Origin of the sequence: Thermithiobacillus tepidarius DSM 3134, from assembly GCF_000423825.1 — a bacterium.
GTDB classification, from domain to species: Bacteria; Pseudomonadota; Gammaproteobacteria; order Acidithiobacillales; family Thermithiobacillaceae; genus Thermithiobacillus; species Thermithiobacillus tepidarius.
Genome location: NZ_AUIS01000003.1, coordinates 252,697 through 275,113, shown reverse-complemented (window position 1 = coordinate 275,113; position 22,417 = coordinate 252,697). Strand labels below are relative to the sequence as shown.

Below are 22,417 nucleotides of genomic sequence, written 5' to 3'. Positions count from 1 at the left end.
TCAACCAAGCTGCGCCAGGTTCACGCCGCGGCTTCAATCGAAATCAAACAGCTCGCCAAGGAAAGACTTGTGCTTTTTCTTGCGGTAGTGGCCGCCGTGATGATAGTGGCTGTCGGCGTGCTGCGGCGGGTAAGGGCTGGGCTGCGGCTGGGGGGCTGCGGTCGTGGCGGAGCGTTCGATGAGCTTGTCCAGCTCGCCGCGGTCCAGCCACACGCCGCGGCACTGGGGGCAGTAGTCGATTTCGATGCCCTGGCGTTCCGCCAGCTTCAATTCCACATTGCAGATCGGACATTTCATGGGCTTGCTCCTCTCGGAAAAAGCGAAAGGCGCCCGGAGGCGCCTTCGCGGTAGCGTCAGTCCTGGAACACCGGGTTGCGGCCGGCGCTGGCGCGCAGGGCGGCGATGCGCTCCTCCAGGGGCGGGTGGGACAGGAAGAGCTTCATCAGCCCCGACGCCGCGCCGCCCTTGATGCCGAAGGCGGCCATCTGCGACGGCAGGTGAGAGGGCTCCTGCATGGCGCGCAGGCGCTCCAGGGCGGCGATCATCTTGCTGCGGCCGGCCAGGCCGGCGCCGCCGGCATCCGCCCGGAACTCGCGGCGGCGGCTGAACCACATGACGATCATGGTGGCCAGGAAGCCCAGCAGGATCTCGGCGGCGATGCTGGTCACCCAGTAGGCGATGCCGGGGCCCTGGTATTCCTCGTCGCTGTTGGAGGAGAGGAAGCGGTCGACGGCGTAGCCGACGATCTTGGCGATCATGATCACGAAGGTGTTCACCACGCCCTGGATCAGCGCCAGCGTCACCATGTCGCCATTGGCCACGTGGCTGACCTCGTGGGCCAGCACCGCCTCCACCTCATCCTCGCGCATGCTGTGCAACAGGCCGGTGCTCACCGCCACCAGCGCGTTGTTGCGGCTCGGGCCGGTGGCGAAGGCGTTCGGCTCCGGGGAGTCATAGATCGCCACTTCCGGCATCTTGATGCCGGCCTGCCGCGCCTGGCGCTGCACCGTCTCCAGCAGCCAGGCTTCGGCCTGGTTGCGCGGCTGCTCGATCACCTGGGCGCCGGTGGACATCTTGGCCACCCACTTGGAGATGGCGAGCGACAGGAACGAACCGCCCATGCCGAAAATGGCGGCGAAGGCGAAGAGACTGGTGAGATCCAGCCCCGCCTGCGAGATGAAGCGGCCCACGCCGAGCACGCTGACGGTGATGCCGAGCACCACCATGATGGCCAGGTTGGTCAGGACAAAGAGTACGATGCGTTTCATGACTCCCCTCTTGGAATCTCAAAAATGCCCCTGGTCAACGTTCCGGCTGGTGCCGGCGGGTAAACGCAGCCAGGGGCAAAGGCTACGGGGTTTCCCGTTACATCCTACGGCAGGAGCTAGTGTACGCATCTGTAAACTAATATAAAATTCGATTGTTGTTGGTATATATCTTCGGAAAATCCGAAAGGTTGGTGGCGTGAGAGGATTGAATTACAACCATTTGTATTATTTCTGGACGGTGGCCAAGGAAGGCGGCATCGCCCGTGCCAGCGAGATCCTGCACTTGACCCCGCAGACCATCAGCGGTCAGCTGCGGGTGCTGGAGGACTCGCTGGGGGGCAAGCTTTTCACCCGCTCCGGCCGCAATCTGGTGCTTACCGACATGGGTCGGCTGGCCTTCAACTACGCCGACGACATCTTCCGCCTGGGCGCGGAGATGGAGGACGTGCTGCAGGGACGCGTGAGCGGGCAGCCGCTGGAGTTCACCGTCGGCATCGTGGACGTGGTGCCCAAGATGGTGGCCTACCGCCTGCTGGAGCCGGCCCTGCACCTGCCCGAGCCGGTGCGCATCGTCTGCCGGGAAGGCAAGCTGGACCATCTCCTGGCCGACATCGCCGTGCACAAGCTGGACATGGTGTTGGCCGATACGCCGCTCAGCCCCACGGCCAACGTGCGCGCCTTCAACCACCTGCTCGGCGAATGCGGCATCACCTTTTTCGCCGCCCGCGACCTGGCCGCCCGCTACCGGGAGCGTTTTCCCGAGTCCCTGAGCGAGGCGCCGATGCTGCTGCCGGCCACCAACACCGCCCTGCGCGGCGCCCTGATGCAATGGCTGGACCAGTTGAACATCCGGCCGCGCATCGCCGGCGAGTTCGAGGACAGTGCGCTGATGACCGCTTTCGGCCATGCGGGCGTGGGCATCTTCATCGCCCCCAGCGTGATCGAGCAGGACATCATGCGCAACGCGGCAGTGGAGCCGATCGGCCGCAGCGAGCGGGTGCGCGAGCGCTTCTACGCCATTTCCGCGGAGCGGCGCCTGCGCCATCCGGCGGTGGTGGCGGTCAGCGAGGCCGCCCGCCTGGAGGTCTTCACCAAAGCCCGCAAGGCCGCTTGCGTCAAGGCAACGGCCTGAGCACGGGGAAGTATCCAAAGGGAGGAGGTTTTTCCGGTGCCGTTGCGGCATCATCAAGTCAGCTTCATTTTGAGGAGGTGTGCCATCCATGCTGCCGACCACCTTGCGCCTGCCGGTCAAGATCCTGCCGCAGCCGGACGAAACCACCTGCGGCCCCACCTGCCTGCATGCCCTGTACCGCTACTGGGGCGAGGAGGAGGCGCTGGAGGCCGTCATTCCCCGCACCCGCAGGCTCGAGCACGGCGGCACCTTCGCCGTGTTCCTGGCCTGCGACGCCCTGCGCAAAGGCTATCAGGCCACCATCTACACCTACAATCTCACGGTGTTCGACCCCACCTGGTTCGCGCGGCCCGGGGTGGACATCGCCGAGCGCCTGCGCCGCCAGCGCGAGCTGAAGAGCGATCCGCGGCTGCACCACGCCACCGAGGGCTATCTGGAGTTCCTGGGCCTCGGCGGGCGGCTGCGGCTGGTGGATCTGTCGCGTCATCTGATCCGCGGCCTGCTGCGCCGGGGTCTGCCGATCCTCACCGGCCTGAGCTCCACTTATCTCTACCGCACCGCGCGGGAATACGGGCCGAACGACGAGGCGGACGACGTGCGCGGCCTGCCGGCCGGGCATTTCGTGGTGATTGCCGGCTACAACCGGCCGGAGCGCACCCTGCTGGTGGTCGATCCCTACGGGCCGCACCCCTATGGTCCGGCGCATGAGTACTGGATCAACATCGATCGGGTGGTCGACGCCGTGCTGCTGGGCATCGTCACCCACGATGCCAACCTGTTGGTCATCCATCCGCGCCGGCCGGGGCGTGCATGAGCCTGCTCTTCGTCGTCAGCGATCCCGGCGACTGGGCCATCGACATTCCCGGTGTGACCGTCGTGTCGGCGCGGGCCTATCTGACCGACCCCGCCTTCGGCGAGGACCGCGATGCCAAGGTGTTCAACCTGTGCAGCCGTTACCGCTACCAGAGCTTCGGCTATTACGTCTCGCTGCTGGCCGAGGCCCGCGGCCACGATCCGCTGCCCACCGTGAGCGCCATCGAGGATCTGCAGTCGCCGAACGTGGTGCGGCTTCTGACGGAGGATCTGGACGAGCTGATCCAGCGCCTGTTCGCGCCCATCAAGTCGAACGCATTCGAACTCAGCATCTACTTCGGCCGCAACGTGGCGGGCCGCTACGACCTGCTCTGCCAGCAGATTTTCAGCCTCCTGCCGGCGCCGCTGCTGCGTGCCTACTTCGATCGCCACAACGGCCAATGGCGCATGCGCCGCGTGCAGCCCATCGCTCCCGCCGATATCCCGCTCTCCCATCACGAATGCGTGGTCGAGGCGGCCCTGGACCATTTCGCCGGACGCAAGCGGCGCCTGCGCAAGCGCGCCGCGCCGCGCTACGACCTGGCCATCCTGCATGATCCCGCCAATCCCGAGCCGCCGTCCAACGCCAAGGCCCTGCAGAAGTTCGAGAAGGCCGCGGTTGCCCTGGACATGCAGGTGCAGTTCATTACCCGCGTGGATTTCGACCGCTTGGCCGAGTTCGATGCGCTCTTCATCCGCGACACCACCGCCGTGAACCACTATACCTACCGCTTTGCGCGGCGCGCGGTGGCCGAGGGGCTGGTGGTGATCGACGATCCGGATTCCATCCTGCGCTGCACCAATAAGGTCTACCTGGCCGAACTGCTGGCCCGCCACCACGTGCCCACGCCCCGGACGCTGCTGGTGCACCGGGACAACGTGCATCAGATCGCCGCCCAGATCGCGCTGCCCTGCGTGCTCAAGCAGCCGGACAGCGCCTTTTCCAAAGGCGTGGTGAAGGTGGAGTCGGCGGAGGAGATGCTCGCCAAGGCGGGCGAGCTGCTGGAAAAATCGGAGCTGATCATCGCCCAGGAGTATCTGCCCACCGAGTTCGATTGGCGCGTGGGCATCCTGGACCGGCGCCCGCTCTACGTTTGCAAATACTTCATGGCGGCTGGGCACTGGCAGATCATCAAGCGCGAGGAGGAGCGCAAGCTGGTCGAGGGACCGGCGCGCACCCTGTCCGTGGGCGAGGCGCCGGAGGAGGTGGTAAAGGCCGCCCTGCGGGCCGCCAATCTCATCGGCGAGGGCTTTTACGGAGTCGATCTCAAGCAGGTGGGCGACCGCTGCTACGTCATCGAGGTCAACGACAACCCCAGCGTGGATGCCGGCTGCGAGGACAGCGTGCTCAAGGACGCCCTGTACCGCGAGATCATGGGCGTGTTCCTGCGCCGCATCGAGGCGCACAAGCGGTGTCTGCCGCGATGAGCGCGCTGCACGCTTTCGCCGGCTACGGCGTCGAACTCGAATACATGATCGTGGACCGCCGCACCCTGGCGGTGCGGCCCATCGCCGATCGGCTGCTGCGCGCTGCCGGCGGCGGCAACGAAATGCAGCGCGGGCAGTTGGCTTGGTCCAACGAGTTGGTGTTGCACCTCATCGAGCTCAAGAACGCCGAGCCCGCGCCCGCGCTCGCGCCGCTCGCGCCCGCCTTCCAGGCCGAGGTGGACTACCTCAACGGCCTGCTCGCCGCGCAGGGCGCCCGGCTCATGCCGAGCGCCATGCATCCGTGGATGGACCCGCGCACCGAGACCCGGCTCTGGCCCCACGACAATGCCGAGATTTACCAGGCCTTCGACCGCATCTTCGATTGCCGGGCGCACGGCTGGGCCAACCTGCAGAGCATGCAGCTCAACCTGCCATTTGCCGATGACGCGGAGTTCGCGCGGCTGCACGCCGCCGTCCGGCTGCTGCTGCCCATCCTGCCGGCCCTGGCTGCCAGCTCGCCCATTGCCGCTGGCCGCCCCGCCGGCCTGCTGGACTTGCGCCTGGAAGCCTACCGCAGCAATGCCCTGCAAATCCCGTCCATCACCGGCCTGGTGATCCCGGAGACGGTGACGAGCCGCGCCGACTATGAGGAGCGCATTCTCGCGCCTATGTATCGCGACATCGCACCCTTCGATCCCGGCGGCGTGCTGCAGCACGAGTGGCTCAACGCCCGCGGCGCCATCGCCCATTTCGAGCGCGGCGCCATCGAGATCCGCGTCATCGACATGCAGGAGTGCCCGCAGGCCGACCTCGCCATCGCCGCCGCCAGCGCCGCCGCCATCCAGGCTCTTTATGACGCCCGCTGGGCACCGCTGGCCGCGCAGCAGGCCATCGGCACCGAGGCGCTGGCGGCCATCCTGCGCGCCTGCATGCGCGACGCCGAGCGGACGGTGATCGAGGATGCCGGCTATCTGCGGCTGCTCGGCTTCCCCGGGCGCCGCGGCGAGGCGCGGGAGCTGTGGCGGCACCTGCTTGAAGCGACCCTGTGGAGCAGCGCCGGCGAGCGGGAGGTCTGGCGGGAACCGCTGCAGGTGATCCTGGATCAGGGGCCGCTCGCCCGCCGCATCCAGCGCGCCCTGGGGCCGGGTTGGGAACGGCCGCGCCTGGAGGCCGTCTACCGCGAGCTGTGCGACTGCCTGGCGGCGGGGCGGCTCTTCGCCGGGGCGCCGTGAGCGACCGTTTTCTCATCACCTGCGAGCACGGCGGCAAGCGCATCCCACCGCGCTACCGACCGCTCTTCGAGGGCCGCGAGACCCTGCTGCACAGCCATCGCGGCTACGATCCCGGCGCCCTGCGCCTGGCCCGCGACCTGGCCGCGGCGCTGGACGCGCCCCTGGTCGTTTCCACCACCAGCCGCCTGCTGGTCGACCTCAACCGCTCCATCGGCCATCCGCGCCTCTATTCCGAGGCCACCCGGCAGGCGCCCGCCGCCGTGCGCCGCGAGATTCTGGCACGCTATTATCTGACCTACCGCCGGCGGGCCGAAGCGCAGGTCGCCGCACTGCTGGAGCAGGGCGGTCGGGTACTGCACATCGCCGCCCACAGCTTCACCCCGGTGCTCGACGGCGTCGAGCGCCGCGCCGACGTCGGTCTGCTCTACGACCCGGCGCGGCCCAGCGAGGCCGCCCTCTGCGGCCGCTGGCAGGCCATCCTGCGGGCGCGGGCGCGCGATCTGCGGGTGCGCCGCAACTACCCCTATGCCGGCCGTGCCGACGGCTTCACCACCTACCTGCGCCGACGCTTTCCGGCGGACCGCTACGTGGGCATCGAGCTGGAGGTCAATCAGCGGCACGTCTGGGCGGGCGGGCGCCACTGGCGGGCGTTGCGGGAGCTCTTGGTGGCGACGCTGCGGGAGGCGCTGGCGGCGCCGGGGGAGGGGTAGGCGCAATGCCGCCCGGCGAGGGCGGCAGCGTTATCGCGGGCCAGCCCGCTCCTACGCGCGGTGCCGGCATGTGGGAGCGGGCTGGCCCGCGATGGGGTTCGGCCAAGCGGGAATGCCGCCAGGCGGCTCAGCCCGCCAGACGCTGCCAGGAGCCTTCCTGGTTGGCGACCTCGTACTTGGCCCAGCGGGCGAACTCCTCCCGGCTGCAGGCGGCGGCACGGCCGGCACCCTTGCCGGCCACCACCCGGTAGACAATGGTGCCCTGCGGGGCGTCGGGCGTGCCGTTCACGTCGATCACCTGCCGCACCGCCCAGCTTTCCCCGTAGCGGCCGTTGCTGTAGAAGCCGCCCAGACGGATCAGTTCCGGATCCAGGCTGTCCGCCTGCTGGGCGTGGCGGGCGGCGAGCTGATAGATGCGCGCCAGATCGTCCTCGCTGATGTCGATGAAGGAGTCCAGCTCCCTCAGCGCATAGGCCAGGTCGCCGTGGGAGAAGCGGGCCTCCGGTTCGCCCTGCCAGAGCGGCGTATTCGCCGGCTTCGATCGGCTCTTCGCCAAGGCGGCGGGGTAGCGGCGCCAAGTGAAGAGGGCGTTCACGCCGATCGCGATCAGCAGGATGATGCTCACGTTCAGGAGCACGGGCGTGAGCACGTAGTGGTAGCCCAGCTCGTGTACCGCGGGGCCGCCCAGCACGGCGGTGAGCGCGGTGGCGCCGCCGGGCGGATGCAGGCAGCGCAGATAGTGCATGGCGCCGATGGCGAGGGCGACCGACAGCGCTCCGGCCAGCATTTCGTCGGGAACCAGGCGGGCACAGGCCACGCCGATGGCGGCCGAAATGAGATTGCCGCCCACCAGCGGCCACGGCTGCGAGAGTGGGCCGTGAGGCATGGCGAAAAGCAGGACGGCGGACGCGCCCATGGACGCCACGACCAGGGCGGTTGCGTGGGCGCCCACGAAATGCTGGCTGATCCAGATCACGCCGAGGATGCCGAGCAAGCCGCCCAGCGCGGAGATGAGCCGTTCGGCGTGGCTGACCGGACTGAACTCCACGCCCAGCAGGGACGCCAGAGTTTTCAGGTTTTTGTGCGACATGGCTGGTGGATTTTTTCTCGCCTGAGACAGAGTTTTTTGGGGAGCGCAAACATAGATTGTCCAGTCCGGGTTCGTCAACCCACCGGGTGGCGGATAGTCCCGAGTCGGCTTGTAAAGTAAGCTGTGGCTGCCTATGATGCTAAACAGGTACTCGTTTTTTGTTGCACAGCGCCAGTCGAGTCGATCGTTGTCACCCAAGCTGTTTTTTCGTTTTTCCAGTCTGCCGTCCCACCCGCAAGAGAGCCTCGCCACGCGCTCCTAGCGGGGCGACCGCGCGTGCGTGGCGCCCCATTCTCGTCCTTTTTCCGGCTTTTCTCGTGCACAAAAGGAGCAGGCAATGGCTGCAAGCAATATCTACATCACCGAATTCGATCGTGCGCGCCTGGAGGGCATGATCCGCTCGGCGCGGGCGGCCAGCGACCGCGACTACGAATACCTGGACCGCCTGGAAGCGGAACTCGACCAGGCGCACGTGGTGGAACCCAGAGACGTGCGCCCGGATGTGGTGACCATGAACTCCCAGGTGCGCCTCCAAGATACGCAGACCGGGCAGAGCGAGGACTACGTGCTGGTCTTTCCCAAGGATGCGGATGCCGGCCGCAAGCAGATCTCGGTGCTGGCACCCATGGGTGCCGCGCTGCTGGGGGCCAGCGTCGGGCAGGTGGTCGAGTGGCAGGTGCCCGGCGGCCGGCGCGCGATGCGGGTCGAGGCGGTGCTCTACCAGCCCGAAGCCGCGGGCGACTACCACCTCTGAGTGCCGGAGGGCGGCACCGCTTCAGCGGGAGGCGCCCGCCCGCCGGTCGCCGCTGGCCGAGCGCCGGTGATGTCCCGCCGTGCGGCGGTCCGGCATGCCGGCGTGCCACGCCGCTTCCGGCGCGCTCTTGCGGCTGCGCCGTTTCTTCGCCGGCGTGGCGGCCACGCGCCGGTCGATGCCGACCCGTCGGTCAGCCTTCGCAGCCACGCGCCGGTCCGGCAGGCCGGGATGCCACGCCTCCGTCTCCACCGCTGCCGGCCGCCGGGCGGCAATCCGCTCCACGACCGGCAACTCCACCACGGGTGGGGTGGCGGTGGCCGGCTGGCGCGCCGTGGTGCCGGACTCGCCCATGAAGGCCTCTGGCGTCGCTGCTGACGGTACCGGCTGCGTCATGCTGGCGCCGGCCCGCCGGTCGCGCCCCGCCATCCCGCCGATCAGGCCCCGGGCCGCCGGTTGCAGCACGGCTTTGGCCACCGGCAGGACGATGCCGCTGAAGACCGCCATTCCGGTCAGCGCCGCCAGCCCCAGCGCCACTTTCCCGCCTCTGAACACATCTTCCACGATCGACATGATCCCCTCCTGTTGCTCCGCTGATGGAGTAAATCAGCCTTTTACTCAGTGGACCCGCAAAATCCCGAGGTGGTTCATAAAAGGCAGCGTTTTCACGTTGCGGCGCGCCGGTTAAGACCCTGGTCGGACCTGGGAAACGCCATGAGGGCAATCGGGGTCGAAGGATGAGAGGACAATGATCAATAAAATGGAGGGCAGCATGTTGAAATTCATCGGCTGGACCGTTTTCATCATTTTTTTGATTGGGCTGCTGGTAGTTACGGGCGTGCTCAAAATGATTTTCTGAGGCACTTTTCGATGGCTGCCGAGTGTCGCCGGGCGGGCGGGGTGCCTGCCCGGCAGCCGCTCAGTCCCGCAGATGGCCGGCGATGCTGATGACGTTCCGTAGTATTCCGCCCTTGGAATGCCGCTTGCGGCGTCGGCAGCGCGCTCGGCAAGCCATGGGATCCCGTTCTTGCGCTCACCGACCCGGTGTCGCCGGGATGTAGCGGTAGGTCATCTGCAGCTCATCGGTTTGCCGCGCGGTTTGCGCCTGCCCGGCCTGGACCATAGTCATCGCGCTCACCTTGCGGGATTCCACGCGGTGGGGCAGGAGGGTGCCGGGCTCGGTGACTAGCCTGGCCCGGTAGTCGACGCGCATGGATTTGATCGTCAGCTGGCTGCCCGTCAACCGCTCGAAGCGGGCCATGAACGGGCCCATGGCCTGGGCCAGTTTCTGGGAATCGGCCAGACTGCGCATTTCCAACTCGACGCAGCCCACCGCGCGGTCTGCTGCATGGCAGGGCACCCGGCCCAGATAGCGGATGGAGGTCCGCATGGGGACAGCCGCGTTGTTCAGCATCGGCACCCGCGAGGTGAGGTTCGTCCGGTACACCGAGCCCCGCGCCAATTCGCCGCCCGCCCAGGCGCCGACGCTGCGGTTCCAGTCCTCGGCAATCATGGCTTCCAGCTGTTCCTTGGAAAACAGGGAGTTGATGAGCCCCTCGATCACCTGCCGGGCAGCCGGCGGCAGCTCCCGGCCGCCCGAAGCGTTCTGCACGGTCTCGTCGAAATAGCTCCTGATCCGGCCGTGGAGGCTATCCAGGCCGTCCGTGCGAACGTACTCGCCCGCCGGACTGACGATGTAGCTGGGGCTGACGCTGGTCAGTTTCAGCAGGGCCCGCTGGAAATCGTCCAGCTTCTGCGCGGTCATGCCGGTATTCTGGATGTCCACCCGCACCTCGTCGAAGTCGATGCGCAGCCCCTCGGCCACCGGCACGCTGCGCATCCGGTAGCTGCCCGTCATGGCGAGGCTTTCTTCCTGCTTGCCGGTGATCTTGCTGCTCCTGGACACGAAGTCCACTTGGCTCTCCAGGTGCGCGGGCCAGGCGTAGCTCAACTGCACCGTGTCCTTGGGCGCGGTGTGGGCGTGCAGGGATGCAGCCAGCAGCAGCGGCACGGTGAAAAAACGGGCCGGATCATGTGTTCCCCTTTTTGTTATGGGCGCGGACAGGCTGGTGACCAGCCTCGCTGGCCTAAAAGATAGGCACTTTTCGGCATCTGCCCAGGTGCCCGGCAAGGGCTGCTTTGGTCGGATCGCCAGTTGCGCTCGCAAGCGCGACCATTTTCGGAGCGGGTGGCCGGGGTGGTCGCCTGCGAATGCAGGAGGCATCATGCAAGCGAACGAAGCATTCGAGGTGGTCGCCAGCCAGGAGCGCATCGACCGCACCGTCGCCGCGCTCAAGCAGCACGGCATCGACGCTCTGGTGGTGGAGAACGGCGCCGCGGCCAGGCAGCGGCTCTTCGAGCTGTTGCCGGCCGGCGCGGAGGTCATGAACATGACTTCCATGACGCTCGAAGCCATCGGCGCCGTCCGTGAGATCATGGAATCCGGCCGCTACGATCCGGTGCGCAAGCGGCTGACGGCCATGGACAAGCAAAGCCAGGGCAGCGAGATGCGCAAGCTCGGCGCCGGTCCGGATTGGGCCGTCGGCAGCGTCCACGCCGTGACCGAGGACGGCACGGTGCTGATCGCCTCGGCCACTGGCAGCCAGTTGCCCGCCTATGCCTACGGCGCCGCGCGCGTGATCTGGGTGGTCGGCGCGCAGAAGCTGGTCAAGGACTTCGCCGAGGGCATGCGGCGCATCCACGAGTACAGCCTGCCCCACGAGGATGCGCGCGCCCGCAAGGCTTATGGCGCCGGCAGCGGCGTCAACAAGGTGCTGGTGATCCGCAAGGAGGCGACGCCCGGCCGCATCACGATGATCCTCGTCAAGGAAAGGCTCGGGTTCTGAGGCGGAGACTGCCGCCACATGCGCCGCCGCGCTTTCCGGAACCCGCTTGTCCGCTTGGCCGCTTTCCCTGTTGTCCCGTGCGCAACGCCTGGGTCCGCGAGCGCGAAAGGCGACATGGCGCTTGCCGAGGTCGCGCGCTTCCATCTCCCTGCTGGAAGGCGGCCGGCCATCCCGCATGCCGAGCCGAGAGGTGATCATGGATGCACCGCATTCCCTGCAGACCGCTTTCAAGCCGCTGCCCCATGCGCCCGACGGCTACCTGCCCATCGAGGATCACGGCCTGATCGGGGATGGGGCGGGGGCGGCCCTGGTCGGGCGTGACGGCACCATCGCCTGGCTCTGCGTCCCCCGCTTCGATTCCCCACCCATTTTCTGCGCTTTGCTCGATGCCCGCCGGGGCGGTGCCTTCACCATTGCGCCGGAGCGCCTTGCCGACTCCCGGCAGTACTACCTGCCCGACAGCGGCGTGCTGGTCACCGAGATGCGCGGGCCAGACGGCGTGCTGCGCGTTACCGATGCCATGACCTTCCGGCGCGGCGCCGAGTTGGGCGAGGGCGTCAGGGCCGCGCGCGGCGAACTGCTGCGCAGTGTCGATGTGCTGGAAGGCGAGGTGCCGCTGCGCGTCGCCATGGTGCCCCGGCGGCCGGTCGCCGCCGAGCCCCACGGCGATGGCCTGCGCATCCGTTGCGCGGGCGATCCGTCCCTGCGTTTCCATGCCACCGTGCCCATCCAGGGGCTGCGTGGCCGCTATCGCCTGACCCGCGGCGAGCGCGCCCATTTCGTGCTGTCCTGGGCGCCCGGGTCATACCGCTACGACCCGCTCTCCCACGACGAGGTCATGCAGGACACGCTCGCCGCCTGGCAGGCCTGGATCAGCCGCTTCGACTACGAAGGTCCCCAGGCGCCGCTGGTGCGGCGCGCGGCCGTTACCCTGAAGTTGCTGGACTACTTCGAAAACGGCGCCATCATCGCAGCCCCCACCTCGTCCTTGCCGGAGGCGATCGGCGGCGCCCGCAACTGGGATTACCGCTACACCTGGGTTCGCGATGCCGCCTTCTCCGTCTATGCCCTGCGCCGGGTCGGCCTCACCCATGAGGCCCAGGCGTTCCTGGCCTGGGTGCTCGACGACGTGGAGAGCCCCGGCCGTCCGTGCGTGCTGTACAGCCTGGACGGCACCCAGCCGCCGCCGGAGCGGGAGGATGGCGACCTGGAGGGCTACCGCCGCTCGGCGCCGGTGCGCTGGGGCAATGCCGCCGCGCAGCAGCGTCAGCACGACGTCTTCGGCGAGATCCTCGACTGTGCCTATCAGTGGGCCAGCCGGGGCGGCCGCATCACGCCCCATCTCTGGTCGCGCCTGCATCAGTTCGTTGAGCAGGCCCGGACGGAGTGGCGCCAGCCCGATCACGGCATCTGGGAAGTGCGGACCGTCGGCCATCCATTCACCTATTCGGCCGCCCTGTGCCAAGTGGCGCTGGACCGCGGCGCGCGCTTGGCCGAGCGCCTGGGCCTGCCCGGTGACATCGCCGGCTGGCGGACGGAGGCCGAGGCCATCCGCCGCAGCATCCTCGGCGAGGCCTGGAATCCGCAGCAGGGCACCTTGACCGAGTACCTGGGCGACGGCTGGCTGGATGCCAGTCTGCTGGCGCTGCCGCTCAGGCGGGTGCTGCCCTACGGGCATCCGCGCATGGTCGCCACCGTCGAGTGCGTGCGCCAGCGGCTCGGGGCCGGCGGCGGCCTGCTGTACCGCTATCTGCCGGCGGCGTCGCCGGACGGCCTGCCGGGCCACGAGGGCGCCTTTCTTCTGTGCAGCTTCTGGCTGGTGGACAACCTGAGCGGTCAAGGGCGGGTGCGGGAAGCCATGGATCTGTATGACTCCCTTTGCGGCCGCGCCAACGACCTGGGCCTGCTCCCCGAGCAGATCGATCCCGTCAGCGGCGCGTTTCTGGGAAATTTCCCGCAGGCCTTCAGCCATGTCGGCCTCATCGCCAGCGGCGTGAAGCTGGCGCGCGCCCTGCGGGGAGGGCGGCCATGATCCGCCGCTTGGCGATCCTGGGCGCCGCCGGCGACCTGAGCGCCCGCTATCTGCTGCCGGCCGTGGCGCGCCTGCAGGCGCAGGGCCAGTTGCCGGCGGGGTTCGCGATCCTGGGCATCGCCCGCCAGCCGGGCAGCGACGAGGCCTTTCGCCGACAGATGGCCGAACGGCTCGCCCGCCACGCCGCCGATCTGGATCCAGCGGCCCGGGCCGCGGTCATCGGCATGCTCCGCTACCGCCAGGCCGACGTCAGCGACGCGGAGCAAATGGCGGCGGCGTTGCAGCCGCTGGACGACGAAGCGCTGCTAGCCTATCTGGCGTTGCCGCCCAGCGTCTATGCACCGGCCATGCGCAGCCTGAGCGCCGCCGGCCTGCCCGCGGGCAGCCGCCTGGTGATCGAAAAGCCCTTCGGTCAGGATCTGGCCTCCGCCCAGGCCCTCAACCGCCTGATCGCCGAGCAGTTCGGCGAGGCGGCGGTGTTTCGCATCGACCACTTCCTGGGCATGCAGACGGTGCAGAATCTCCTCGGCCTGCGCTTTGCCAACCGGGTCTTCGAGACCCTGTGGCGCGCGGCGCATGTGGCGCGGATCGAGATCACCTGGGAGGAAACCCTCGCCCTGGAGGGACGCGCCGGCTACTACGACGCCAGCGGCGCCTTGCTGGACATGATCCAGAATCATCTGCTGCAACTCATGTGCCTGGTCGCCATGGAAGTGCCTCTCAGCCTGAGCGCGCGCGACCTGCGTGATCGCAAGCTGGATGTCTTGCGGGCGGTGCGGCGCTTCACCCCCGAGGAGGTGGACCGCTACACCCTGCGCGCCCGCTACGGCGCGGGGCGGATCGGCGCGCGGGCGGTACCGGCCTATGCGCAGGAACCGGGCGTCGATCCGCGCCGAAACACGGAAACCTTTTCCCAGGTGACCTGCTTCATCGACAACTGGCGCTGGACCGGGGTGCCGTTCATCCTGCGCACCGGCAAGGCGCTCGCCCGCGACCGCCAGGAGATCGCCATCCACTTCCGTCCGGTGCCGCACCTTGCCTTCGAAGAGAACGAGGCCACCCCCAACGTGCTGCGTCTGCTGCTGGCGCAGGAGCGAGTCACCCTCAATCTGAACGTCCTGGGTGCCGGTGATCGCTTCTACCTGCAGGAAGCCGTGCTCGACAGCCCGCTGGCCGAGTCGCCGCTGCCCGCCTACAGCCGCTTGCTGCTCGATGCGCTGCGGGGCGACTGCACGCTGGCCATCCGCTGCGACGAGGCGGAAGAAGCTTGGCGCATCATCGAGCCCATCACCCGTGCCTGGCAGGCCGGGCGCGCCCCGCTGCGCGAATATCCGGCCGGTTCTGCCGGGCCGGCCTGAATCGCGCCGCGGGGTTTTGCCGGCAAGAAACGGGGTGCATCCGCGGCCGCCTTGGGCGAAGATCGTCCAGACAAGACGATCGGCAGACGAGGCCGGAAGGAGGGTGTCATGGCAAGCACGAACACGGGCAGGGGGGCACTTTTCGCCACCGATGAGGCGCGCTGGGCGGCGGTGCTGCGCCGCGATCCCGGCGCGGACGGGCTTTTCTACTACGCGGTGCGCAGCACGGGCGTCTATTGCCGGCCGTCCTGCCCGGCGCGCCGGCCGCGGCGGGAGAACGTCCGCTTCCACGCGAGCTGCGACGCCGCCGAACGGGCCGGCTACCGGCCGTGCCGCCGCTGTCAGCCGCGGCAGCCGGCGCCGGCCGCGCGGCACGCGGCTCTGGTGGCCAAGGCCTGCCGCCTGATGGAGCGCAGCGAGGAATTGCCCAGGCTCGAGGCCCTCGCCGCCGCTTGCGGCATGAGCCGCTTTCATTTTCACCGGCTTTTCAAGCGCATCACCGGCATCACCCCGAAGGCCTACGCGGCTGCCCAGCGCGCCCGACGGCTACGCGGCCGCCGCGGCGTCGCCGGGCATGACGCCCGGCCGCTTGCGCGCCGGCGGCGCTGGGCTCACGCTGCGGGTGGCGGTCGGCGACTGCTCGCTGGGCGCGATCCTGGTCGCCGCCAGCGCCAAGGGCATCTGCGCCATCGCCTTCGGCGACGATCCCGATGCCTTGCTGCGCGAGCTCCAGGACCGCTTTCCCAAGGCCGAGCTCATCGGCGGCGATGCCGAATTCGAGCAGTGGGTGGCCCGCGTGGTCGGCCTTGTCGAGGCGCCCTCCCTGAGCCTCGACCTGCCCCTGGACATCCGCGGCACGGCCTTCCAGCAGCGGGTCTGGCAGGCGCTGCGCGCGATCCCGCCGGGCGCCACCCTGAGCTATGCGGAGCTTGCCGCCCGCCTCGGCATGCCCAAGGCGGCGCGGGCGGTGGCCCGCGCCTGCGCCGCGAATCCGCTGGCCGTGGCCATTCCCTGTCACCGGGTGCTGCGCACCGACGGCGCGCTCTCCGGCTACCGCTGGGGAGTGGCGCGCAAGCGTGCGCTGCTCGCGCGCGAGGCGGAAGGGCGTGCCGATTGACAGCGGCGGCGCACAAAAAAGGCCGGACCCAGTGGTCCGGCCTTCGGGCCTGCGGGCTAGGCGGCGTTACTTGTTCATCGCCTTGCCGAAGCGCTGGTCCATGGCGGGTGCCGGCTGCGCGGCGGCCTGCTGCTGCAGCTGGTTCACCCGGTTCATGGCCTCGTTGGCCGTGGTCTGGGCCTGATTGGCGCGCTGAATCGCCTCATTGGCCGTGGTCTGGGCGGCGTTGGCCGTCTGGTTGGCCTGGGTGGCCGTGGTCTGGGCCTGGTTGGCGGTTGCCTCCACGCGCTTCAGGTCGCCGTTGGTGGCGCAGGCGGCCAGGCCGAGGGGCAGGAGGAGGGCGGACAGCTTCAGAGCGGTAGACAGCTTCTTATGCATGGATCTTATCCTTTTCAGTAATTTGAGCTGACACAATCAAAGCCTGAGCGGGTGCCGGTAGCACCCAAACGTAGTATAACGCAGCTTTATGGCAAATGGTTGACAGGCGCGACAAGGCCGGACCGGCGTTGACAAGCTGTGACAGACGGCCCGGGCGCCATCGGCCATGGCGCCCGAGGCGGCTGACCCGCGCCGGATGCTTACGGCTGCTCCTCCCGCGTCGCATCGTGCAGTTTCACCGGCTCGCTCTTCTTCCGGAGCCGGATGTTCAGGAGCTCGACCGCGGTGGCAAAGGCGATGGCGGAGTAGACGTAGCCCTTGGGAATGTGGAAATCCAGGCCATCGGCGATCAGCACTGTGCCGATCAGCAGGAGAAAGCTCAGCGCCAGCATCTGGATGGTGGGGTGCTGCTCCACGAAATTGCCGACCGGATTGGCGAAAATCACCATGACCAATACTGCGATCAGCACGGCCGCGACCATGATCTCCAGTCGGTCCACCATGCCGATGGCTGTGATCACCGAGTCCAGCGAGAAGACTACGTCCAGCATGAGGATCTGCAGGATGGCGGCGCCGAAGCCCAGCGGCACGCCGACCCGCCGCCCCTCGTGGCCGGGCCCTTCCAGCTTGTCGTGCATCTCCATGGCGCTTTTGGCAATCAGGAAGAGCCCGCCGCCGATGAGGATGATGTCCCGCCAGGAAATGGCATTGCCGAAGACCTCGAAGAGGGTCGCGGTCAGCCCGATGATCCAGGTTAGCGAAAAGAGGAGCAGAATGCGCGTGATCGCCGCCAAGCCGATGCCCAGGCGCCGGGCAGGTATCCGCTGATGTGCCGGGAGCTTGCCGGTGACGATGGAAATGAAAATGATGTTGTCGATGCCAAGGACGATCTCCAGCGCGGCGAGCGTCACGAGCGCGAGCAGCAGCTCGGGACTGGTAAAAGCATCCAGGAATTCCATGGGTGGGGGTCCTCTCCGATTTTGTTTATCTTGGGACGGGCGTCCCGTACAGAGCGGGATTGTGGCGCCTGGAGCGCGCGCAGTAAAGCCGACCAAGGCCGGCTACGCGGCCAGCTGCGCTTTGCCAAGCCGATGATGCTCTGGCGCCACATCCCGGGTACTTGCTTCTTTCGTGGGCTTTACTTCGGGCAGCCCAACCTACAAAATCTGGTGTGCTGGTGGATGCCGGTATCCGCAGGGTCCGGCAAGCTCCTGGGTGCAGGCGCCCGCCGACGCGGCAGAAAGCCTTGGTGCCACGATGCCATCCGCCGGCCGTGGGCGCTTCCACGTAGAACGCGGTGCCGACCGTACCCGCCGCCGGTTCCCGTGCGCTTCCCCGGACGGGTGCTCTCAATGGGTGGAAGCCGTCTGGCCGGGCCGAGATATAGATGATAAAAACGAACCCGCCAATGCCGCTGTTCAAAGCAATCATTGGATTCATTGGATAAAGATGAACGTCTTGAGAACCGTTTTTCCCTTTCTAAGTTGGTTGCCCGCGGTGCGCCACTCGCTGCGCGTGGATCTCGTCGCCGGCATCACCGTCGCACTCATCCTGGTGCCGCAGTCCATGGCCTACGCGCAGCTCGCGGGCTTGCCGGTGGTCTACGGGCTTTACGCCTCCTTTGTGCCGGTGATCGTGGCGGCGCTCTGGGGCTCCTGTCCGCAGCTGCACACCGGCCCGGTGGCGATGCTCTCCCTGCTCTCCGCCGCTGCCATCATCCCGCTGGCCGCGCCCGGCACGCCCTCCTACATCGAGCTGTCCATCCTGCTCGCGCTCATGGTCGGCATCCTGCGCCTGGTGCTGGGGCTGGCCCGCTTGGGGCTCCTGGTCAACTTCATCTCCAGCCCGGTCATGGTCGGCTTTACCAATGCCGCGGCGCTCATCATCGGTCTGTCGCTGCTGAACCAGGTCATCGGCGTGCCCATGCCGCGCAGCGACTTCTACCTGGCCGACCTCTGGGGCGTCATCTCGCAGCTCCCGGAAACGCATCTGCCCACCCTGGCCTTCGCGGCCGGCGCCTGGGCCTTCATCTGGTGGCTGAGCCGGACCGCGCCGCGCCTGCCCGTGCTCCTGATCGCCGTGGCGGTGGCGACGGCGGTGAGCGCCTCCATCGGCTTCGAGCGCCGGATCGAGGTGCCGGCCACCGCCATCATGGACCGGGATACCGCAACGCTCATCCAGGACTACCAGCAGGCGGCAAAGAATATCCAGGAGCTCAACGCGGCGGTGGCCGCCAGGAGCGCCGAGCTCAAGGCGCTGCGGGACGCGGGCGGCGAGGACCTCAAGGAAACGCATTTCATGCGCATGGAGAGTGAAATCAAGCTGCTGCGCACGGAAACCAAACTCCTCCGGCGCGACAACGACCAGCGGCGGGTGCGGCTCCATGCCGCTGCGCTCGCTGGCGTCGAGTCTGGCGGGGTGATGCGCTTTTATCCCACCGACAGGCTGCCGGCCGGCGTGGAGACCGACGGCCGCAAGTGGCGCTTCGCCGGCGTGCGGGATGGCAAGGTCGTGCTGTCTGCCGGCGGCGTCGTGGTGGGCGAGATTCCCCGCGGCCTGCCGACCTTCCATGCCCCCGCGTTCCGCTGGGATGCAATCATTCCGCTCCTACCCGCGGCCCTGGTGATGGCCCTGATCGGTCTCATGGAAGCCGTATCCATTTCCAAAGCCATCTCCGCCAAGACGCGCCAGCGCGTCGACGTGAACAAGGAGCTGGTGGGCCAGGGATTGGCAAACATCGCCGGCAGCTTCTTCGGCGCCTACACGGTCAGCGGCTCCTTCTCGCGCTCCGCGGTGGCCGCGCGCGCCGGCGCCCGCACCGGCCTCTTCGCCATCGTCAGCGCCATGGCCGTCGTCCTGGTGCTGCTCTTCCTCACGCCGCTGCTCTATCACCTGCCGCAGGCGGTGCTGGCCGTCATCGTCATGATGGCGGTCTTCGGCCTGATTCGCGTGCGGCCGCTGATCCACGCCTGGCACGTGGAGCGCAGCGGCGCGGTCATCGGCATCGTGACCTTCGCGGCCACCCTGTTCATGGCGCCGTCCATGGCCAGCGGCATCCTGATCGGCGTCCTGCTGACGGCCATCGCCTTCCTCGTCAAGACCATGAAGCCGCGCGCCGAGATTCTGGGGGTGCGCCCGGACGGCGTATTCGCCGGCCTGGACACCCACGGCCTCGTGCCCGTGAGCGAGCGTGTAGTGCCCATCCGCTTCGACGGCTCCCTGATCTTCGCCAATGTCGCCTATTTCGAGGATATCATCCTGGAGGCGCGGGCTCGCTTCCCCAAGGCCGACACCCTGCTGATCGTCGGCAGCGGCATCAACCGCATCGACGCCTCGGGCGAGGAAAAGATCCGCGACATTGCCCAGGTGCTGCGCGAAGCCGGCGTCACGCTCGCCTTCAGCGGCCTCAAGAAACAGGTCCGCGACGCCTTCGAGGCCGGCGGCTTGGCGGCGTTCCTGGGTGCGGAAAACCTGTACGACTCCAAGGAACAGGCCCTGAGCGCGCTGCTCGGGCGGGAGCTTCGGGAAGCGCCGATGGCCGATGAATCGCTGCCGGACGGCCGGGCGGTGAGCCAGTAGGGCGGGTACACGGCCGGCGGGCGATTTGGCCGGCCGTCAGTTCGCAATTCTCCCAAGGCGCCATAAGCGCCGGGCGTGGCGCCGCGCATCAAGCACGCCAGCCCAGGGGCGCGGCTTGTTGCGCTCTACCAAACGATGCGTCATGGACGCTCCCACGGTTCCACTTTACCAGCACAGACTTTGAACAAGGGATGCGCCTCCGGCGCCGCCGTTGCTCGCCACTTCTGATAAAGCGCGGGATTGCGCACCTTCAGCTTGGCCATGAGGTGCGCCCACTCGTATTCCATCTGGCCGGACGTAACCGTAAGGATGGCCTGTTCTCCTGCTGCCTGGATCTTGCTCTTGTCGAAGGAATAGCCGCGGGCCTCGGCTTCTGCATGAACGGCCTGGAGGTACAGCGAGATCGCCGCGAGTGGTGCTGCGTGCCGCTTGAAGCGGTCGAGCTGTGGATGGTGGCGGTAGCCGCGCGTTTCCCCGCGCAGTACGGCCTGCGCCAGGAGCGCTTCCCGCCACAGCGCCATGAGACCTTGCGGATCGAGATATTTGGGATGCAATGACCAAAGCCGCATGTTCTAGCCCAACGTCTGAATTCACCGGCTGCGCAGCTTTCGCGCAGGTCCGGTGGAATGATGGGTTGGCAGCGTAGGTTGGGCTGAGCGCCGCGAAGCCCAACGCTTCCTTCGGCTTATTCCCCAAATTCGCCGTTGGGCGAGCCTGTCCACACCGCATCACCCCAATCCGGCGCGTATACGCCCTGCGCCACGAAGCGCCGGAAAGTCGACCAGGGCCAATCCCCCGCCCGCTGCGCCAGCCCATGCTTCACCGGATTGTAATGGATGTAATTGCAATGTCGCGCAAAATCCGCCTCATCGCGAATCCGGTGCTCCCAATAGCGCCGCTGCCACACCGCCTGCTCCCGCTTGCGGGTGCGCGCGGCATCAGGCGGCGTTTTGAAATCCGGCGGGCAATGGCGGGTGAAATGGCCTTTGATCAGGTTCCAGCGCGTCGGGAAATCGTGATCACCCGGCGGCAGGGTCCAGAGGCAGTGCAGATGCTCCGGCAGCAGCGACATCACCCCAATTTGAGTAGCGGTGTAGTTTAGAGTCCGTTCGCCAGTGTAGTCGATTTCTCGGCCAGGTGTTTTGCATAGGCGGCGGGTGTCCGTCCGCCCAAGGCCTTCTTCGGCCGCTCCTCGTTGTATTCCTGTCGCCAGGCCTCGATGAGCACCTTGGCGTGTTCAAGGGTCAGGAACCAGTGTTCGTTCAGGCACTCATCCCGGAATCTGCCGTTGAACGACTCGATGTAGGCGTTCTGGTTGGGCTTGCCCGGCTCGATCAGTCGTAGCGCCACCTGATGGGCCTGCGCCCAGGCCAGCATGGCGCGGCCACAGAACTCCTTGCCGTTGTCGGTCCGGATCACCTGCGCCAGACCACGCGTTGCCGCCAGCCGATCGAGGATGCGGGTCAATTGCTGGCCGCTGATCGCCCGTTCCGGCACGATGGCCACCGACTCGTGCGTGGCATCATCGACGATGGTCAGGCACTTGATGACGCGCCCATCGGCGCTGCGGTCAAACACGCAGTCCATGGACCAGACCTGATTGGCCGTCGCGGGCCGCACCAGCGGCTGCCGCTCACCCACGGACCCTTTCTTGCGCTTGCGCCGGCGTACCTGCAGATGGGCTTGGGTATAGAGTCGCTCCACGCGCTTGTGATTGACCATCTGACCCTCCTGGCGCCGTTTCAGGTAGATCATCCCCGTCCCGTAGCGCCGATGGCGGTGGGCCAGGGCCTGAATCCGCTCCCGCAGGGCCGCGTTCTGATCGGGCGCTGGCCGGTATCGCAAGCTCGCGGCGCTCATGCCTATCACCCTCAAGGCGCGGCGCTCGGTCAAGCCCCGCTCCTTCATCCAGCGCACCAACTCGCGACGAGCCGGTGCGCCTACCACTTTTTTCGCAAGGCCTCGCGGGTCACCGCCTGTTCCAGCAGTGACTCCGCCAGCAGCTTCTTCAGCCGCGCATTCTCGGCTTCCAGGGCCTTGCGCCGCTTGGCTTCCGAGACCTCCAGCCCACCGAACTTGCTGCGCCAAAGATACAAGCTCGCCTCCGAGAAGCCGTGCTTGCGGCATAGATCCTTCACCGCCATGCCGGCATCCGCCTCCCGCAGAAAACCAATGATCTGCTCTTCCGAAAATCGCTTCTTCATGTCCAATCTCCTTCGGTTAGAGAATTGGACTCCAAAGCGACCCGCTACTCAATCCAGGGGGGACGTCGGCAGGACCAGCGCATCGAGTTGGAAGGGGTGCGCGCGCCTGACCGCCTGCATGGCGCCCTTCAGCAGGTCCACGCTCTCCGGCAGGCACAGAATCGGCCGGCGGTGCTGCGTCACCACGGTAAAGAAATACGTCGCGCCGGGCGTGTTGGAGCGCCGATAACGCATGGGCGGGCGGTTGCCTTCTCATTGGAGATCTACGACGATTCTGTCGCTTGGGCTGCATGAAGTAAAGCCCAACGGCCGATGTTTGAGAGAGGGGGCTAGGCCGCTTGAGGGGGCTGTTGGGCTTCGCGGCGCTCAGCCCAACCTACGCTTACTGCCCTCGCCCGCATGATCCGATGCAAGTTATACAGCGCAATGCAAGACATGAC

General features: G+C 67.4%; 23 protein-coding genes and 1 pseudogene. 13 read left to right on the top strand and 11 right to left on the bottom strand.

Translation table 11 applies throughout. From position 1 onward, the window contains the following. Window positions 1–33: 33 nt before the first annotated feature. A complete protein-coding gene (locus G579_RS0101400; protein WP_028988769.1) occupies window positions 34–297 on the bottom strand; it encodes a TFIIB-type zinc ribbon-containing protein in 264 nt (87 codons plus the stop codon). A gap of 56 nt (window positions 298–353) precedes the next feature. After that, on the bottom strand, window positions 354–1,268 hold the full coding sequence (gene htpX / locus G579_RS0101395; RefSeq protein ID WP_028988768.1) for a protease HtpX: 915 nt from the start codon (window positions 1,266–1,268) through the stop codon (window positions 354–356). Window positions 1,269–1,464: 196 nt separating this feature from the next. Here htpX and nhaR point away from each other — a divergent pair, with 196 nt between their 5' ends. From nhaR to G579_RS0101370, 5 genes are all read left to right on the top strand, one after another. Beyond that, on the top strand, window positions 1,465–2,400 hold the full coding sequence (gene nhaR, locus G579_RS0101390; RefSeq protein WP_028988767.1) for a transcriptional activator NhaR: 936 nt from the start codon (window positions 1,465–1,467) through the stop codon (window positions 2,398–2,400). An 88-nt stretch (window positions 2,401–2,488) separates the two neighbouring features. Continuing rightward, window positions 2,489–3,214 carry a hypothetical protein gene (locus tag G579_RS0101385; RefSeq protein WP_028988766.1) on the top strand — a complete coding sequence of 242 codons (726 nt, stop codon included), beginning with the start codon at window positions 2,489–2,491 and terminating at the stop codon, window positions 3,212–3,214. Further along, complete coding sequence (locus G579_RS0101380; RefSeq protein WP_028988765.1) at window positions 3,211–4,680, top strand: RimK family protein; 1,470 nt, start codon at window positions 3,211–3,213, stop codon at window positions 4,678–4,680. Before G579_RS0101385 ends, G579_RS0101380 begins: the two co-directional genes overlap by 4 nt. Next, window positions 4,677–5,912, top strand: coding sequence for a carboxylate-amine ligase (locus tag G579_RS0101375; protein ID WP_028988764.1), 1,236 nt, complete (start codon window positions 4,677–4,679; stop codon window positions 5,910–5,912). The genes G579_RS0101380 and G579_RS0101375 overlap by 4 nt, the downstream gene beginning before the upstream one ends. After that, a complete protein-coding gene (locus G579_RS0101370) occupies window positions 5,909–6,622 on the top strand; it encodes an N-formylglutamate amidohydrolase (protein ID WP_028988763.1) in 714 nt (237 codons plus the stop codon). The genes G579_RS0101375 and G579_RS0101370 overlap by 4 nt, the downstream gene beginning before the upstream one ends. A gap of 127 nt (window positions 6,623–6,749) precedes the next feature. Here G579_RS0101370 and G579_RS0101365 read toward each other — a convergent pair whose 3' ends face one another. Next, window positions 6,750–7,712 carry an HPP family protein gene (locus tag G579_RS0101365; protein WP_038017419.1) on the bottom strand — a complete coding sequence of 321 codons (963 nt, stop codon included), beginning with the start codon at window positions 7,710–7,712 and terminating at the stop codon, window positions 6,750–6,752. 337 nt (window positions 7,713–8,049) lie between these two features. Here G579_RS0101365 and rnk point away from each other — a divergent pair, with 337 nt between their 5' ends. Then, window positions 8,050–8,466 (top strand): nucleoside diphosphate kinase regulator, encoded by a 417-nt coding sequence (gene rnk / locus G579_RS0101360; protein WP_028988761.1) that lies wholly within the window; start codon window positions 8,050–8,052, stop codon window positions 8,464–8,466. Window positions 8,467–8,487: 21 nt separating this feature from the next. Here the strand turns inward: rnk and G579_RS18870 are convergent, their stop codons facing one another. After that, on the bottom strand, window positions 8,488–9,036 hold the full coding sequence (locus G579_RS18870; protein WP_028988760.1) for a hypothetical protein: 549 nt from the start codon (window positions 9,034–9,036) through the stop codon (window positions 8,488–8,490). Between the two features lie 202 nt (window positions 9,037–9,238). On the opposite strand from G579_RS18870, the gene G579_RS19750 reads away from it, so the two are divergent. Continuing rightward, a complete protein-coding gene (locus G579_RS19750; RefSeq protein ID WP_456243242.1) occupies window positions 9,239–9,322 on the top strand; it encodes a small membrane protein YohP in 84 nt (27 codons plus the stop codon). Between the two features lie 174 nt (window positions 9,323–9,496). Here G579_RS19750 and G579_RS0101345 read toward each other — a convergent pair whose 3' ends face one another. Continuing rightward, window positions 9,497–10,474 (bottom strand): hypothetical protein, encoded by a 978-nt coding sequence (locus G579_RS0101345; RefSeq protein ID WP_028988759.1) that lies wholly within the window; start codon window positions 10,472–10,474, stop codon window positions 9,497–9,499. A gap of 214 nt (window positions 10,475–10,688) precedes the next feature. Between G579_RS0101345 and G579_RS0101340 the strand changes: the two genes are divergently transcribed. The 5 genes and pseudogenes from G579_RS0101340 (at window position 10,689) to G579_RS19290 (ending at window position 15,816) form a co-directional block, all read left to right on the top strand. Next, window positions 10,689–11,309 carry an LUD domain-containing protein gene (locus G579_RS0101340; protein ID WP_051180682.1) on the top strand — a complete coding sequence of 207 codons (621 nt, stop codon included), beginning with the start codon at window positions 10,689–10,691 and terminating at the stop codon, window positions 11,307–11,309. Window positions 11,310–11,505: 196 nt separating this feature from the next. Beyond that, the gene (locus G579_RS0101335; protein WP_038017533.1) at window positions 11,506–13,341 is read left to right on the top strand and encodes a glycoside hydrolase family 15 protein; all 1,836 of its coding nucleotides are present in this window, start codon (window positions 11,506–11,508) and stop codon (window positions 13,339–13,341) included. Further along, window positions 13,338–14,699, top strand: coding sequence for a glucose-6-phosphate dehydrogenase (locus tag G579_RS0101330; protein ID WP_028988756.1), 1,362 nt, complete (start codon window positions 13,338–13,340; stop codon window positions 14,697–14,699). Before G579_RS0101335 ends, G579_RS0101330 begins: the two co-directional genes overlap by 4 nt. Window positions 14,700–14,807: 108 nt before the next feature. Beyond that, a pseudogene (locus tag G579_RS19670) lies at window positions 14,808–15,209 on the top strand (Ada metal-binding domain-containing protein); the annotation flags it as partial. A 64-nt stretch (window positions 15,210–15,273) separates the two neighbouring features. Continuing rightward, complete coding sequence (locus tag G579_RS19290; RefSeq protein WP_211218622.1) at window positions 15,274–15,816, top strand: methylated-DNA--[protein]-cysteine S-methyltransferase; 543 nt, start codon at window positions 15,274–15,276, stop codon at window positions 15,814–15,816. Between the two features lie 66 nt (window positions 15,817–15,882). Here G579_RS19290 and G579_RS19285 read toward each other — a convergent pair whose 3' ends face one another. Then, the gene (locus tag G579_RS19285; protein WP_038017416.1) at window positions 15,883–16,194 is read right to left on the bottom strand and encodes an Lpp/OprI family alanine-zipper lipoprotein; all 312 of its coding nucleotides are present in this window, start codon (window positions 16,192–16,194) and stop codon (window positions 15,883–15,885) included. Between the two features lie 200 nt (window positions 16,195–16,394). Further along, window positions 16,395–17,153 carry a TerC family protein gene (locus tag G579_RS0101315; RefSeq protein ID WP_028988754.1) on the bottom strand — a complete coding sequence of 253 codons (759 nt, stop codon included), beginning with the start codon at window positions 17,151–17,153 and terminating at the stop codon, window positions 16,395–16,397. A 490-nt stretch (window positions 17,154–17,643) separates the two neighbouring features. On the opposite strand from G579_RS0101315, the gene G579_RS0101310 reads away from it, so the two are divergent. Next, window positions 17,644–19,773, top strand: a complete 2,130-nt coding sequence (locus tag G579_RS0101310) for a SulP family inorganic anion transporter (RefSeq protein WP_028988753.1) — start codon at window positions 17,644–17,646, stop codon at window positions 19,771–19,773. A gap of 140 nt (window positions 19,774–19,913) precedes the next feature. On the opposite strand, the gene G579_RS0101305 is transcribed toward G579_RS0101310, so the two are convergent. The 4 genes from G579_RS0101305 to G579_RS18865 form a co-directional block, all read right to left on the bottom strand. Further along, on the bottom strand, window positions 19,914–20,342 hold the full coding sequence (locus G579_RS0101305; RefSeq protein WP_028988752.1) for a pyrimidine dimer DNA glycosylase/endonuclease V: 429 nt from the start codon (window positions 20,340–20,342) through the stop codon (window positions 19,914–19,916). Window positions 20,343–20,458: 116 nt separating this feature from the next. Then, on the bottom strand, window positions 20,459–20,848 hold the full coding sequence (locus G579_RS15145) for an REP-associated tyrosine transposase (RefSeq protein WP_408033210.1): 390 nt from the start codon (window positions 20,846–20,848) through the stop codon (window positions 20,459–20,461). A gap of 23 nt (window positions 20,849–20,871) precedes the next feature. After that, window positions 20,872–21,977 (bottom strand): IS3 family transposase gene (locus G579_RS0101295; protein WP_155989691.1). Its coding sequence is split into 2 segments (ribosomal slippage): window positions 20,872–21,719 and window positions 21,719–21,977, totalling 1,107 coding nucleotides; the frame shifts between segments, so codons are not numbered across the junction. A 48-nt stretch (window positions 21,978–22,025) separates the two neighbouring features. Next, window positions 22,026–22,211, bottom strand: coding sequence for a hypothetical protein (locus G579_RS18865; RefSeq protein WP_051180680.1), 186 nt, complete (start codon window positions 22,209–22,211; stop codon window positions 22,026–22,028). Between the last annotated feature and the right edge of the window lie 206 nt (window positions 22,212–22,417).